The sequence below is a fragment of the Skermanella aerolata KACC 11604 genome, assembly GCF_000936425.1.
GTDB classification, from domain to species: domain Bacteria; phylum Pseudomonadota; class Alphaproteobacteria; order Azospirillales; family Azospirillaceae; genus Skermanella; species Skermanella aerolata.
The window spans coordinates 1-12,569 of record NZ_AVFK01000016.1; the positions used below are offsets into that span (position 1 = coordinate 1).

The 12,569-nt window shown below is 63.5% G+C and carries 15 protein-coding genes; 7 read left to right on the forward strand and 8 right to left on the reverse strand.

Features of this window, described 5'->3' with window-relative positions; translation table 11 throughout:
• Positions 1–302, forward strand: a 302-nt coding sequence (locus N826_RS19060; RefSeq protein WP_044431471.1) for an acyl-CoA dehydrogenase family protein, incomplete at its 5' end; no start/stop codon positions are given.
• A 177-nt stretch (positions 303–479) separates the two neighbouring features.
• On the opposite strand, the gene N826_RS19065 is transcribed toward N826_RS19060, so the two are convergent.
• The 3 genes from N826_RS19065 to N826_RS43145 form a co-directional block, all read right to left on the reverse strand.
• Positions 480–953 carry a MarR family winged helix-turn-helix transcriptional regulator gene (locus N826_RS19065; RefSeq protein ID WP_044431690.1) on the reverse strand — a complete coding sequence of 158 codons (474 nt, stop codon included), beginning with the start codon at positions 951–953 and terminating at the stop codon, positions 480–482.
• 74 nt (positions 954–1,027) lie between these two features.
• Positions 1,028–1,192, reverse strand: a complete 165-nt coding sequence (locus N826_RS43140; protein WP_169789380.1) for a hypothetical protein — start codon at positions 1,190–1,192, stop codon at positions 1,028–1,030.
• 300 nt (positions 1,193–1,492) lie between these two features.
• Positions 1,493–1,756 (reverse strand): enoyl-CoA hydratase/isomerase family protein, encoded by a 264-nt coding sequence (locus N826_RS43145; protein ID WP_147041222.1) that lies wholly within the window; start codon positions 1,754–1,756, stop codon positions 1,493–1,495.
• A 342-nt stretch (positions 1,757–2,098) separates the two neighbouring features.
• Here N826_RS43145 and N826_RS19070 point away from each other — a divergent pair, with 342 nt between their 5' ends.
• The 3 genes from N826_RS19070 (at position 2,099) to hemB (ending at position 5,072) form a co-directional block, all read left to right on the forward strand.
• The gene (locus tag N826_RS19070) at positions 2,099–3,070 is read left to right on the forward strand and encodes a diacylglycerol/lipid kinase family protein (protein WP_044431472.1); all 972 of its coding nucleotides are present in this window, start codon (positions 2,099–2,101) and stop codon (positions 3,068–3,070) included.
• A gap of 10 nt (positions 3,071–3,080) precedes the next feature.
• Complete coding sequence (locus N826_RS19075) at positions 3,081–3,932, forward strand: metallophosphoesterase family protein (RefSeq protein WP_044431473.1); 852 nt, start codon at positions 3,081–3,083, stop codon at positions 3,930–3,932.
• A gap of 165 nt (positions 3,933–4,097) precedes the next feature.
• The gene (hemB, locus tag N826_RS19080; protein WP_044431693.1) at positions 4,098–5,072 is read left to right on the forward strand and encodes a porphobilinogen synthase; all 975 of its coding nucleotides are present in this window, start codon (positions 4,098–4,100) and stop codon (positions 5,070–5,072) included.
• Positions 5,073–5,105: 33 nt separating this feature from the next.
• Here the strand turns inward: hemB and N826_RS19085 are convergent, their stop codons facing one another.
• Positions 5,106–5,585 (reverse strand): PaaI family thioesterase, encoded by a 480-nt coding sequence (locus N826_RS19085; RefSeq protein ID WP_084720896.1) that lies wholly within the window; start codon positions 5,583–5,585, stop codon positions 5,106–5,108.
• 120 nt (positions 5,586–5,705) lie between these two features.
• Between N826_RS19085 and N826_RS19090 the strand changes: the two genes are divergently transcribed.
• Positions 5,706–6,317, forward strand: a complete 612-nt coding sequence (locus N826_RS19090) for a glutathione S-transferase family protein (protein WP_044431474.1) — start codon at positions 5,706–5,708, stop codon at positions 6,315–6,317.
• A gap of 15 nt (positions 6,318–6,332) precedes the next feature.
• Here N826_RS19090 and N826_RS19095 read toward each other — a convergent pair whose 3' ends face one another.
• On the reverse strand, positions 6,333–7,097 hold the full coding sequence (locus tag N826_RS19095; protein ID WP_044431475.1) for a hypothetical protein: 765 nt from the start codon (positions 7,095–7,097) through the stop codon (positions 6,333–6,335).
• A 237-nt stretch (positions 7,098–7,334) separates the two neighbouring features.
• Between N826_RS19095 and N826_RS19100 the strand changes: the two genes are divergently transcribed.
• A complete protein-coding gene (locus N826_RS19100; RefSeq protein WP_147041221.1) occupies positions 7,335–7,766 on the forward strand; it encodes a hypothetical protein in 432 nt (143 codons plus the stop codon).
• A gap of 55 nt (positions 7,767–7,821) precedes the next feature.
• Here N826_RS19100 and ettA read toward each other — a convergent pair whose 3' ends face one another.
• Both ettA and N826_RS19110 read right to left on the reverse strand, forming a co-directional pair.
• Positions 7,822–9,504: an energy-dependent translational throttle protein EttA gene (gene ettA / locus N826_RS19105; protein WP_044431477.1), complete on the reverse strand. Its 1,683-nt coding sequence runs from the start codon at positions 9,502–9,504 to the stop codon at positions 7,822–7,824.
• Positions 9,505–9,660: 156 nt separating this feature from the next.
• A complete protein-coding gene (locus tag N826_RS19110) occupies positions 9,661–10,884 on the reverse strand; it encodes a polyhydroxyalkanoate depolymerase (protein WP_044431478.1) in 1,224 nt (407 codons plus the stop codon).
• Between the two features lie 268 nt (positions 10,885–11,152).
• Here N826_RS19110 and N826_RS19115 point away from each other — a divergent pair, with 268 nt between their 5' ends.
• Entirely contained in the window at positions 11,153–11,812 is a 660-nt protein-coding gene (locus N826_RS19115; RefSeq protein WP_044431479.1) for a glutathione S-transferase family protein, read from the forward strand.
• Positions 11,813–11,837: 25 nt separating this feature from the next.
• On the opposite strand, the gene N826_RS19120 is transcribed toward N826_RS19115, so the two are convergent.
• Complete coding sequence (locus N826_RS19120; RefSeq protein WP_044431480.1) at positions 11,838–12,437, reverse strand: glutathione S-transferase family protein; 600 nt, start codon at positions 12,435–12,437, stop codon at positions 11,838–11,840.
• Between the last annotated feature and the right edge of the window lie 132 nt (positions 12,438–12,569).

Here is a 12,569-nt window from a genome sequence, read left to right on the forward strand (position 1 = left end):
TGGCCGACATGCAGACGGAGATCACGCTGGGTCTGCACGGAGCCTTGCGTCTGGGCCGCCTGAAGGACGAGGGCCGGGCGGCGCCGGAGGCGATCAGCCTGATGAAGCGCAACAACTGCGGCAAGGCGCTGGACATCGCCCGGATCGCCCGCGACATGCTGGGCGGCAACGGCATCTCGGACGAGTACCACGTGATCCGCCACGTGATGAACCTGGAGGCGGTCAACACCTATGAGGGCACGCACGACATCCATGCGCTGATCCTCGGCCGTGCCCAGACCGGCTTGCAGGCCTTCAGCTAAGGCAAACGCGCGAACCCTTGGGCGGGTCCGCGCGACGCCTTGGCCGGCAGGTATCCTGCTCGCGTGAATGCATCTTGGGCGTGGAGCCAAACCGTCCGCGACTTCCGTCGCCGGTTTGAGCCCACGCCCAACATCTTCATCGCTCTCTTAGCGTCGCTCTTCCGGAGAAGACGCCGCTCAGGCGGCGGACGTCACAGGATAGCCGCTGTAGTCGAGGGATGAGGACCAGAAACGCTCCAGCTTGCGCATGGTCTCGTTGGCCTTGATCAGCTCTTCGTCATTCAGGCCGGCCTTGTCCAAGGCCTTGATCTGACGCTCGAACATGGAGCTGATCTTGTCCCGGAGGTCCAGACCCTTGTCCGACAGGCGGACCCGGACCGAGCGTCGGTCGTGGGGTGACCGTTCCTGGCCGAGATAGCCGTTCTCGACCATCTTCTTGACGTTATAGGAAACGTTCGAGCCGAGATAATAGCCGCGTGCGGTCAATTCACCAACGGTCAGCTCGTCATCGCCTATATTGTAGAGGATCAGGCTCTGAACGTTATTGATGTCCTGGATTCCCAGTCGATCCAATTCGGTTTTCAGCACTTCCAGAAAGTGGCGGTGCAAGCGCTCGATCAGGAGGATGCTGTCATAGTAAGGCTGTCGCACGGCGTTCTCCATTCTCCCGGATCAGACACTCCCTTCTTCAAAAGGATGCCGGACCCCTTAAGTAATACGTTAACTCAACACGTTCCGCGAAGCATCTTGATAATCGCCGAAAAATCCAGCTTGCCGCTGCCATTATTGGCGAACATCGTGTGATACGCTCCTGTTTTCGCTCCGGAGGGCTTGCGCGACCCCGGATTTTCCACCACCCGCCCGGCGGGTTTCGGATCCACCGACACCATCTCCACAATCATCCTGGCTCAACCAGCAGCATTCCGGCCTTGGTCCGGGGGACGATCCTGACTGGATGGATGCCTTGAACAGGATTCCAGCCGCTGTCAGGGACGATGGCCAGTCTGGCGACCAGTATTGTCCGAAAGATAGCGAACTTATATCAAACAATTTTTGGTGGTCGAGATTTGGCTTTCGCGCAAGCATGAATGCTTCCAAAACATCGTGGCGGATCGCTTCGCCGCCATTCCGGCACCGAATCCCCTCGCGACGCTTCTTCATGAACGCCTGACTCATCCCAACCTCCAGGGTCATGGCATCATCGGCCGACAGCCGGTTACCGGCCCGTTCCGCTCCAGTGTGACTTCGCTCACGCCGTCTTCTAGACCGGTCGGTAACATATGTCGCAAATTTTTCAACGTATCGCCTACCTCTTCGGTTCCTTTATTTTCCACTGCGGCAAAAATCTCCTCAACGGAACCGAAGGGATGGCGCCGAACAGTCGCGTCACGGTGAAGCTCCGAGCTTGGTGTATCCAGGTCATCGTAGGCGGTGTCGGAGATCAGGGATACCATCGCGTGCGCATGGTTTCTTCGATGCCTTCTCGGGAGGGCTTTGATGCGGTGGGTGCACGCTGGACATATCGACGGCGAAGTCAGGATGACGATTGCTCGATGTAACCGTACCCATGGCTAAGCTGCAAGCTTTCGTTGCAAATTGCGATCTGGCATTGGTCCTAAACCGTCCGGCCTAGGTTTGGCGGTGGAAGCGGCGGCAACATCCGGTCAGTCCCCGCCGGACCCATGGCGGTGCCGGGCGGAACATTGGACATGGGCTGGTGTTTGACCCACGCGCACGACACTACCAATTAACCAATACCCCTCTTTTAGCTCGTGCATGATGTGGAACCCGTCATCATGAAATTGTCCGTCGTCCTCAATGGTGCGGCCGGGTCCCTGGTGGGCCGGCCGATAGAAGAAGCGGTCGAGGAGGTAAAGCGCCTCTTCGAGGAGGCGGGTCATACCGCCGAGGTCACGGCCGCTTTCGGTCCGGACATCGTGGCCGCGATCGATAAGGCCGTGGCGTCCGATGCCGACGTGGTCGTGGTCGGCGGCGGCGACGGCACGGTCGCGACCGCCGCCGGCAAGGTGATGGGGACCGACAAGGCCCTGGGTATCCTGCCGCTCGGCACGCTCAACCTCTACGCCAAGGATCTCGGCATCCCGCTGCCCATAGCGGAAGCCGTGCCCCTGCTGGCGCGCGGCACCATCAAGCCGATGGATGTCGGCGACGTCAACGGCACCGTCTTCCTAAACCATTCCGTCCTCGGTCTCTACCCGATGATGGTCCAGGAGCGGGAGGAAGTGCGCGAGAGCCGAGGCCTCAGCAAATGGCCGGCCATGGGCATCGCCATGGTGAAGGCGCTCAAGGAGTACCCGCTGCTCCGTGTCAGGCTCCAGACCGACCGGGGAACTCGCCGAATCACCACGCCGATCCTGGCTGTCGCCAACAACCCCTATGACGAGGGCTTCGGCGCCTTCCTGAAGCGCTCGCACCTGGATACCGGCAAGCTGGCGCTCTACCTCGCCAAGCACCGCCAGCCGCTCAAGATGGCGAAGATGATGGTGGCGCTAGTGCTCGGCACCTGGCAGCGCGACGCGGAGCTTGAGGTCATGAGCCTGACCGAGTTCACCGTGAAGAGCCGCCGGCGCACCCTGAAGGTCGCCAACGACGGCGAGGTCCACCGCATGGAGGCGCCGCTCCACTACCGGATGCTGGCCGGCGGCCTGCGCATCCTGGTTCCGGCCGAGAACGCCGAAGCTGCTCCCGCCGAGGTCGAAGACAAACCCGCCGAAGCCCCGGCCGACCCGCGCCGGGCGAGCGCCTGAGGTCACTGGCATGCGTACCGTCGCCCATATCTCCGACCTCCACTTCGGCCGCATCGACCCGCGCGTGGTCGAAGCGCTGGCGGAGGACCTGGAGGAGCAGAAGCCGTCCTTGGCGATCATCAGCGGCGATCTGACGCAGCGGGCACGGCGCAGCCAGTTCCGCGAGGCGCGCGCTTTCCTGGACCGGCTGTCGATGCCCTACATGGTGATCCCGGGCAACCACGACATCCCGAACTTCAACCTGCTAGGCCGTTTCATCGACCCTTATCGCAACTACAAGCGCTATATCAGCAATGACCTGTGCCCGGTTCACCAGGACGACGACCTTGTCGTGGTCGGCATCAACACGGTCCGGCCGCTGATCTGGGACTTCGCGGAGGGCCGGATCAATAGCAAGCAGATCGAGCGGATGCACCGGACGCTGAAGGCGGCTGGGCCGGACCGCTTCAAGATCTTCTTCACCCACCACCCGTTCCTGCCGCCGCCGGACTCCCCCAAGACCACGCTGGTCGGCCGTGCCCGCAAGGCGCTGCGCCGCCTGGAGGACGCCGGGGTGGACCTGATGCTGGCCGGTCACCTGCACAAGGCGTATAGCGGCGACATCATGAGCCACCATACCAAGGTCGAACGCTCGATCCTGGTGGCCCAGGCCTCGACCGCGACATCGACCCGGCTGCGGAACGAACCCAACGCCTATAACTTCATCTCGATCGAGGGCGCCGGCGAGGACGCTTCCGTCACTTTCCTGGTGAGATCCTGGGAAGGAGCACGCTTCACGCCCGGATTGCTGAGCAGGTATGTCCGCAGCGGGACCCGCTGGGTGCTCCAGGAGCAAGATCCGGGATTGAGCCCGGTGTCCTGAACGGCGTACAGTCGCTGGCGCCAATAATGAGTTCCAAGCCAGATGTTTACCAAGCTGTTCAACCGGCAACCTCCGCGGCCCGCCGAACCGCCGGTCACTTCTCCCGTCCCGCTGGTCGCCCCGGTCCCGGTGGCGCCTGCCGGCGCCCGGCAGCTCAATCTGCGCATGCGGCCCCGCCGCAACCGCGCCGATGCCTGGACCCGCCGTCTGGTGGCCGAGAACCGGCTGACGACCGACGACCTGATCCTGCCGGTCTTCGCGCTGGACGGCGAGAACCGGCGCGAGCCGGTCGCGTCCATGCCCGGCGTCGAACGCCTGTCGCTCGACCTGCTGGTCGCCTATGTGGCCGAGGCGGTGGATCTCGGCATCCCGGCGGTGGCGCTGTTTCCGGTGACGCCGTCGGAACTGAAGACCGAGGACGGGAGGGAAGCGACCAACCCCGACAACCTGATGTGCCGGACCATCCGGACGCTGAAAAGCCAGTTCCCGGACCTTGGGCTGGTCGGCGACGTGGCGCTCGACCCCTATACCAGCCACGGCCATGACGGCCTGATGCACAACGGCGTCATCCTCAACGACGAATCGGTCGAGGTGCTGGTGGCCCAAGCGCTTGCCCAGGCCGATGCCGGCATCGACATCCTGGCGCCGTCGGACATGATGGACGGCAGGATCGGCGCCATCCGCGACGCGCTGGACGGGCAGGGGCACCAGTTGGTGCGGATCTGCTCCTATGCCGCCAAATACGCCTCCGGCTTCTACGGCCCGTTCCGCGACGCGGTCAATTCCGGCGGTTTCCTGAAGGGCGACAAGCGCACCTACCAGATGGACCCGGCCAATACCGACGAGGCCCTGCGCGAAGTGGCGCTGGACCTTCAGGAAGGCGCCGACATGGTCATGGTCAAGCCCGGCATGCCGTATCTGGACATCGTGTCCAGGGTCAAGCAGACCTTCGCCGTGCCGACCTTCGTCTATCAGGTCAGTGGCGAGTACGCGATGCTGAAGGCAGCCTGCGCCAACGGCTGGCTCGACAACGACAAGGTCGTGCTGGAAAGCCTGCTCGCCTTCAAGCGCGCCGGGGCCGACGCCATTCTGACCTACTTCGCGATCGAAGCCGCCAGGATGCTGCGCGACCGTGCCTGAGCGTCAGGTCTCGGAGCTTTCGGGTGTGCCGGCTCACCGGATGACCGGCACACCCGAAGGGTCCTCGCCGCCGCTGCGGTAGCGGTAGGTTCCTTCCCCGATCGCCACCAGCTTGTCCTGGTCGTCGAACACCTCGCACGTCACCATGAAAATCTTGCGCCCGCCGCCGCGCCGCTTTCCGACCGCGCGCAGCGTGCCGCTGCTGGCCTGCGACAGGAACGTCGTAGTCAGCGACAGGGTGACGGCGCCGCGCTTGTTGCCCGGCACGGTGCAATAGGTTCCGGCGAAACCGCCGACGGTATCGAGCAAGGTCGCGAGCACCCCGCCATGGACGACTCCCGCCCGGTTCAGATGGCGCGGCAGGATCTCCATCGCCAGCACGGCACGGTCCGGCTCCCACTCGGCCAGCCGGTACCGCATGGTCCGCTGGAAGCCGGAAGGGTCCTCCGACGCCAGCAGGGGATCTGTAAACGGTTCGTCTTCGGGGTGGAGGGACGACGGGGAATTCGACATAAGGCAGGTACCTGGACTCGTAGAGCGGATAAACGTACCAGACCATAACGTTCGCCGGCGGCTTCGGGTACCATCGAACCACGGCTTCCCCGTCCCATCGCGCCCGCTTCCGGAGATACCATGCGCCTTTACGACGATCCCTGTTCGGGCAACGGCTACAAGGTCCGGCTGATCCTCGCCCTGCTCGGCCGGGCCTACGACTACGTCCCGCTCGACATCGACAAGGCCGAAACCCGGACGCCCGGGTTCCTGGCGAAGAACCCCAACGGCCGGATACCCCTGCTGGAACTGGACGACGGCCGCCTGCTACCCGAATCCAACGCGATCCTGCACTACCTTGCCGACGGCACGCCGTTCCTGCCCGTCGACCCCTTCGCCCACGCGCAGGTGCTGCAATGGATGTTCTTCGAGCAGTACAGCCACGAGCCCAACATCGCGACCGTCCGGTTCTGGCTGACCCACGGGGTAGAGATGACGCCCTGGCTGCTCGAAGCGGCAGAGCGCAAGCGGGCCGGCGGCTACGCGGCGCTGGGAGTGATGGACGCCCATCTCAGTCAAGGCCGGTTCTTCGCCGCTGACGCCTTCACGATCGCCGACATCGCCCTCTACGCCTACACCCACGTCGCCCATGAAGGCGGTTACGACCTGTCGGGATACCCGGCAGTGACGGCGTGGCTCGACCGGGTGTCAGCCCAGCCGGGATACGTGCCGATTACCGCCGTGGGGCGGTAAAGGATTTCCTGCTGTTCAGTTCGGTAACCAGATCTCCAGCGTCCGTTCCCTCGGCTTCGGGGTGTAAGTGGTGAAGTCGAGCAGGCGGAACTCCCGTGGGTCGTTTCGTCCGCGATAGATTTGTCCCAGCATTTCCGCCAATGCCGTCGCGGCCTCCCGGTCTGCGGGAAAGAAGTACCGGACGCTCCCGGACGAAATGGTGCCCGAGATGCGCCGGATGTCGATGACGCTCAAACCTCCGCCGCGCAGTTGACCGGCTACGTCGCTCGCCACGGCGGCCTGGGGCTGGGTGGATGAATGGTGGACGAACAGCCGCGTCTGATCGAGTGTCGCCGAAGGTGCCGGTATCGGCGGCGGTGCGGGAGCCGCAGGCGCTGCCGCCACGGCATTCTCCGACCACTCCGGCGGCAAGGCGCGAGCGGGCGTCTCCAGTGGCAAGGGCAGGGGAGCGCCCTGAACGTCGGGCGCCACGATCCTCGCCTCCCTCCGGGGCGGCTGCGCCGGCGGATTGGTCTTGTTCAGGTCGCCCCCAATCAGCACGAGGAAAACCACTGCCACGCCGACGCCGGCAGCCAGCACCCCGACGATGAAGCCGGCCAGGAACCTGCTCGGCCAGCGTTGCTCCTTCGCGGTTCGGGAGGTTGGGAAAGCGGCTGGCGCCTCCGCCGGAGGCGCCGCATCCGCCATCGCTCCGACTGGCTTCTTGAAGCGCGGGAACTCCGTCTCTCCATCGGAAAATGCCGGCGTGTGGCGGTTGTCGGATGGCTTTGGCTGCGGCATGGCGGCGGGTCCGATCTGGCTTGGTTTTCCTCATAAAGCTCCAGGGCGGGGTCTCGATCAGGAGCAGGGTTGAAGCGTGACTGGACTAAAATTGGCTTCAACTTTGTTATGGATCGAAAGTAGCCACTCTCAACCTCAACCTGTGGGCAGGTCGCCGCACACTATCGAATTTCTTTTCCACTCCCATTGCGATAAGAATACCCCTTTTGCGAGAATCATCCTGGGCACGGAGCGACCATGCAATTTCCTCAAACCGTACTCAGGAGACTCCCCCTGGCCCTTTTCGTGCCATGGCTGATTGCGGCCTGCGGCCCGATCTACAGCACGAAAAACATCTACACGGCGCCGGATAGCGTCAGCACCCGCGAATGCGTACGCGATTGCAAGGCAGAGACGCAGGACTGCGTCGACCGCACCGAGCGCCGCTACAGGATGTGCGAGAGAGAGGACGAGGAGCAGGCGGAGGACGCCTTCCGCCGCTATCGCCGCGCGCGAGAGGAGCAGAAGCTGCCGCTCAAGAAAAGCATCTGGGATTTCAAGAGCATGGGCTGTTCAAGCTATCAGACGGAATACAAGTCCCGATGCGAGGCCCACTACGACGATTGCTTCACCGATTGCGGCGGCCGGATCACTCCCAAGCGGGAATGCGTCATGTTCTGCGAAGAGTGATACGGTAGAGAGGGGTGCCGAACCATCGCCCGACACCCGGCATCCCATCCCCTGATTACGCCCGCTGCAACGGCTTGTACTTGATCCGGTGCGGCTGGTCGGCCTCGTGGCCCAGGCGGCGCTTGCGGTCCGCCTCGTAGTCCTGGTAGTTGCCCTCGAACCATTCGACGTGGCTGTCGCCCTCGAAGGCCAGGATGTGGGTCGCGATGCGGTCCAGGAACCAGCGATCGTGGCTGATGACCACGGCGCAGCCGGCGAAGCTGTCCAGCGCCTCCTCCAGAGCCCGCAGGGTATCGACGTCCAGGTCGTTGGTCGGTTCGTCAAGCAGCAGGACGTTGGCGCCCGACTTCAGCATCTTCGCCAAATGGACGCGGTTGCGCTCACCGCCGGATAGCTGGCCGACCTTCTTCTGCTGGTCGGCGCCCTTGAAGTTGAAGGCGGCGACATAGGCGCGGCTCGGCATCGACCGCTTGCCCAGGTCGATGATGTCCAACCCGTCGGAGATCTCCTCCCACACCGTCTTGTTCGGCGCCAGCGTATCGCGGCTCTGATCGACATAGCCGAGCTTGGCGGTATCGCCGACCTTGAAGGTGCCGGTGTCCGGCTGGTCCTGTCCGGTGATCAGGCGGAACATCGTGGTCTTGCCGGCGCCGTTGGGGCCGATCACGCCGATCACGCCGCCCGGCGGCAGCCGGAAGCTCAGATCCTCGAACAGCAGCCGGTCGCCGAACGCCTTGGAGACGTTCTCGGCGTCGATCACCACGCCGCCCAGGCGGGGCGGAGTCGGGATGATGATCTGCGCCTCGTTGTTCTGCTGCTTGCCGCTCTCGGCCAGCATCGTCTCGTAGGCGGAGATACGCGCCTTGCTCTTGCTTTGGCGCGCCTTGGCGCCCTGCCTGATCCATTCCAGCTCGCGCGCCAGCGTCTTCTGCCGGCCGGCCTCGGTCTTGGCCTCCTGGTCCAGGCGCTTCTGCTTCTGTTCGAGCCAAGCGGTGTAGTTGCCCTCGTAGGGGATGCCCTGACCCCGGTCCAGCTCAAGAATCCAGCCCGTCACGTTGTCCAGGAAGTAGCGGTCGTGGGTGACCAGGACGACGGTGCCCTTGTAGTCCTCCAGGAACTTCTCCAGCCAGGCCACCGATTCGGCGTCCAGATGGTTGGTCGGCTCGTCGAGCAGCAGCAGGTCGGGCTTCTGGAGCAGCAGCTTGCACAGCGCCACGCGGCGGCGCTCGCCGCCCGACAGCTTGGTGACGGCGCTGTCCGGCGGTGGGCAGCGCAGCGCGTCCATCGCGATCTCGACCGTGCGCTGAAGGTCCCAGGCGTCGGCGGCCTCGATCTTCTCCTGCAACTCGGCCTGTTCGTCGATCAGGGCGGTCATCTCGTCGGGGTCCTCGACCTCGCCGAGCTTCATGCTGACTTCCTCGAACCGGTCCAGCAGCGCCTTGGTGCCCGCCAGGGCATCCATGACGTTTTCCTGGACGGTCTTGGACTCGTCAAGCTGCGGCTCCTGCGACAGGTAGCCGACGGTGGCGCCTTCGGCGGTCCAGGCCTCGCCGTTGTAGTCCTTGTCCATGCCGGCCATGATCTTCATCAGGGTCGATTTACCGGCGCCGTTCGCGCCAAGCACGCCGATCTTGGCCCCTGGGTAGAAAGACAGCCAGACGTTATCCAGCACCTTCTTGCCGCCGGGGTAGATCTTGGTCAGCCCCTTCATGACAAAGACGTATTGATAGGACGCCATGCGTCTCTCCGACCAAAAACTTGAAAAAGGGTGCGGCGGAACGCACCGCAACGGTAGCCCGCCGATGTTTGGCCTTATTTAGCGCATGCAGGCCGGCTTGGCGAGTCGCGAGGGAGAGCGCCGGCGGTCCCGGCCTCGATCCCGGCCCTCAGCCCGTCAGCCGTTCTGCTGGATGATCATCTTCAGCATCGGATAGACCTGATTGGTCCAGCGCCGCCCGTTGAATACGCCGTAATGGCCGGCGCCGGTCTGAAGATGATGGTGCTTCAGATGGGGCCGCAGCCCGCTGCACAGTTCCTGCGCCGCCAGGGTCTGGCCGACCGAGCAGATGTCGTCGTTCTCGCCTTCCACGGTGAACAGGGCGGTGCGCCGGATCGCCGCCGGCCTGACCGGCTGGTCGTGCCACTTCAGCTCGCCCTTGGGCAGCGAGTATTCCTGGAAGACGGTGCGGACGGTCTGGATGAAGAATTCCGCCGGCAGGTCCATCACCGCCAGATATTCGTCGTAGAAGGTCCGGATGGCCTGCGCCTTCTCGACCTCGCCGGCGGCGAGGTGCTCGTACATGTCGCGATAGGCTTTCTTGTGCCGCTCCATGTTCATCTGCATGAACGAGGCAAGCTGGACGAACCCCGGATAGACCCGCCGCAGGGCGCCCGGATAGCGCACCGGCACGCTGGAGATCAGCTTCTGCTCGAACCACTCGATCGGCTTGGACGTGGCAAGCTCGTTGACCTTGGTCGGATTGATCCGGGTATCGATCGGTCCCGCAATCAGCGTCATGCTGCGCGGCTGGGACTGGTTGTCCCTTTCCGCCATGACCGACACGGCGGCCAGTACCGCGACCGAAGGCTGGCAGACCGCGACCACATGGCAGTCGCGTCCCAGCACCTCGAAGAACCGGATCAGATGGTCCACGTAGCTGTCGAAGTCGAAGCGGCCTTCCTTCAGCGGCACGTCGCGGGCGTTATGCCAGTCGGTGATATAGACGTCGTGTTCGGCCAGCATCGTCTGGCAGGTGCCGCGCAGCAAGGTCGCGAAGTGGCCCGACATCGGGGCCACGATCAGGACCTGCGGCTCCTCGACCTGGATATCCTTCTTGAAGCGCACCAGCGAACAGAACGGCGTCCGGTAGACCACCTCCTCCGTCACGGCGACCTCGCGGTGGCCAACGGTGACCGAGCGGATGCCGAAGTCCGGCCGCGTATGGGTCGTGCCCATGCACGAGATCACCTCGAAGGCGGCCGACAGCTTCCGCGCCAGATCGCCCCCCCACGGTTGCCCTAGCCCCCAGGGCAGGCTCAATGCCGCACTGGAGTGGCGGGCCATCCAGCGCAGTGGATCCATGAGGTCGGTGTGGCTCTGGTACATTTGATAAATCATACGCGGTCACCCGATCCAATACGCTGTGTGGTTGCTTCGAAATAAAACGACGCCTCTGTTTTAAAAACCAAGGTTGCGCAAAAACTCATCACTCCGCCGATAAATCAATCAACAGACGAGGGCATCTCCGCGCATTGTCGAAATGATAGGCAAAAAGGTGAAGGAGGGACAGCGTTTCTTCTGGACATGGAAGTGAAGCCGAAGCAATCCTTGCTTCGGCTGGCCGGTGCCCGCCCTGGAAGACCCCGTACAAGAAGGGATTGCAGCCATGGCAGAATCCGCCCTGGTCATCAGCAGCAAGAATTATTCGTCATGGTCTCTTCGGGGATGGCTGCTGGCCCGCATGTCGGGCCTGAAGTTCGAGGAACGTGCGGTTTCTCTCGACAATTCGGCGGCGCGCGCCGAAATCCTGCTGCTGTCGCCGTCCATTCTGGTGCCGTGCCTGAACCACAACGGCTTGACCATCTGGGATACCGTGGCGATCGGCGAGTACCTGAACGAGATCAAGCCGGCCGGCCACCCGATCCTGCCGGAAGACGTCGGCGCCCGTGCCCGCAGCCGGTCGATCTGCGGCGAAATGCATTCCGGCTTCACGGGACTGCGCTCGGCCCTGCCGATGAACCTCAAGCGCCACTATCCCAACTTCAAGATATGGGCCGGGGCGCTGGCCGACATCGAACGGATCACCGACATCTGGCGCGACTGCCTCAAGACCTATGGCGGCCCCTATCTGTTCGGCGCCGCCCCGACCATGGCCGACGCCATGTACGCGCCGGTCTGCACCCGTTTCCTGACCTACGACGTGAAGCTCGATAAGACCTGCGCGGACTACCGCGACCGCATCATGGCGTTGCCCGACATGGTCGAGTGGATCGAAGCCGCCAGGAACGAACCCGACGAGATGCCGGAACTCGACGCGGAGTTCTAAGGGGGAGGAGGCTCCTCCCCAGCCGTCAAACTCCCGCCATGTCGATGGAAATTGCCCTTTGAAGCGCAGGCCGCTCCAGGCAGCGGGCGACATAGGCTTGCAAGACCGGCTTCTGCGGCACGATCTTCATGATGTTCATGCAGTAGTGAAGATCGATCCCCATCACCACGTCGGCCGCTGAGAAGCGTTCGCCGAGCAGCCATTTCCCTCCAGCCAGCGCTTCCTCCTGTACCGCGACGACCCGGTCGAAACCGCCCCAGGCCGCTGCCGAGCTGTCGGTCGTCCAGCCGTTCATCTTCTCGGTATAGGCCGGCTCCGCGCACCCGGCGGAAAAGAACAGCCATTGCAGATACCGGCCCCGCGCCGGGTCGCCGATTGCCGGCGCCAGCCCGCTTTCGGGGAAGCGGTCGGCAAGCCACACGCATATGGCGCCCGACTCGGCGACCATCGTTTCGCCATCGACCAGTGCCGGGACCTTGCCCATCGGGTTGATCTTCAGGAAATCCGGGTGCGACTGGGCGCCGGTGGTGATATCGACCAGCACGCGCTCATAAGCGCACCCCGTCTCCTCCAGCATCCACAATGCGCGCATGGACCTCGTATGCGGTGCCCAATAAAGCTTCATCGCCGCCTCCTGGATTTTTGAGAGAAACAGAACATATCATGAACATTTTGCGCGCGTCCAGAGGATGGAGGAATGGGTGATCCCATTCTCCTGTGATAATTTTCGCGTAGCTCAAGCGATTTGCCGCGAAAC

Excerpts from the sequence above, each read along its gene's own strand:
- N826_RS43140 (WP_169789380.1), bottom strand. The coding sequence starts at position 1,192 with ATGGTGTCGGTGGATCCGAAACCCGCCGGGCGGGTGGTGGAAAATCCG.
- N826_RS43145 (WP_147041222.1), bottom strand. The coding sequence starts at position 1,756 with ATGGTATCCCTGATCTCCGACACCGCCTACGATGACCTGGATACACCA.
- N826_RS19070 (WP_044431472.1), top strand. The coding sequence starts at position 2,099 with ATGAAATTGTCCGTCGTCCTCAATGGTGCGGCCGGGTCCCTGGTGGGC.
- N826_RS19075 (WP_044431473.1), top strand. The coding sequence starts at position 3,081 with ATGCGTACCGTCGCCCATATCTCCGACCTCCACTTCGGCCGCATCGAC.
- hemB (WP_044431693.1), top strand. The coding sequence starts at position 4,098 with ATGCGGCCCCGCCGCAACCGCGCCGATGCCTGGACCCGCCGTCTGGTG.
- N826_RS19085 (WP_084720896.1), bottom strand. The coding sequence starts at position 5,585 with ATGTCGAATTCCCCGTCGTCCCTCCACCCCGAAGACGAACCGTTTACA.
- N826_RS19090 (WP_044431474.1), top strand. The coding sequence starts at position 5,706 with ATGCGCCTTTACGACGATCCCTGTTCGGGCAACGGCTACAAGGTCCGG.
- N826_RS19095 (WP_044431475.1), bottom strand. The coding sequence starts at position 7,097 with ATGCCGCAGCCAAAGCCATCCGACAACCGCCACACGCCGGCATTTTCC.
- N826_RS19100 (WP_147041221.1), top strand. The coding sequence starts at position 7,335 with ATGCAATTTCCTCAAACCGTACTCAGGAGACTCCCCCTGGCCCTTTTC.
- ettA (WP_044431477.1), bottom strand. The coding sequence starts at position 9,504 with ATGGCGTCCTATCAATACGTCTTTGTCATGAAGGGGCTGACCAAGATC.
- N826_RS19110 (WP_044431478.1), bottom strand. The coding sequence starts at position 10,884 with ATGATTTATCAAATGTACCAGAGCCACACCGACCTCATGGATCCACTG.
- N826_RS19115 (WP_044431479.1), top strand. The coding sequence starts at position 11,153 with ATGGCAGAATCCGCCCTGGTCATCAGCAGCAAGAATTATTCGTCATGG.
- N826_RS19120 (WP_044431480.1), bottom strand. The coding sequence starts at position 12,437 with ATGAAGCTTTATTGGGCACCGCATACGAGGTCCATGCGCGCATTGTGG.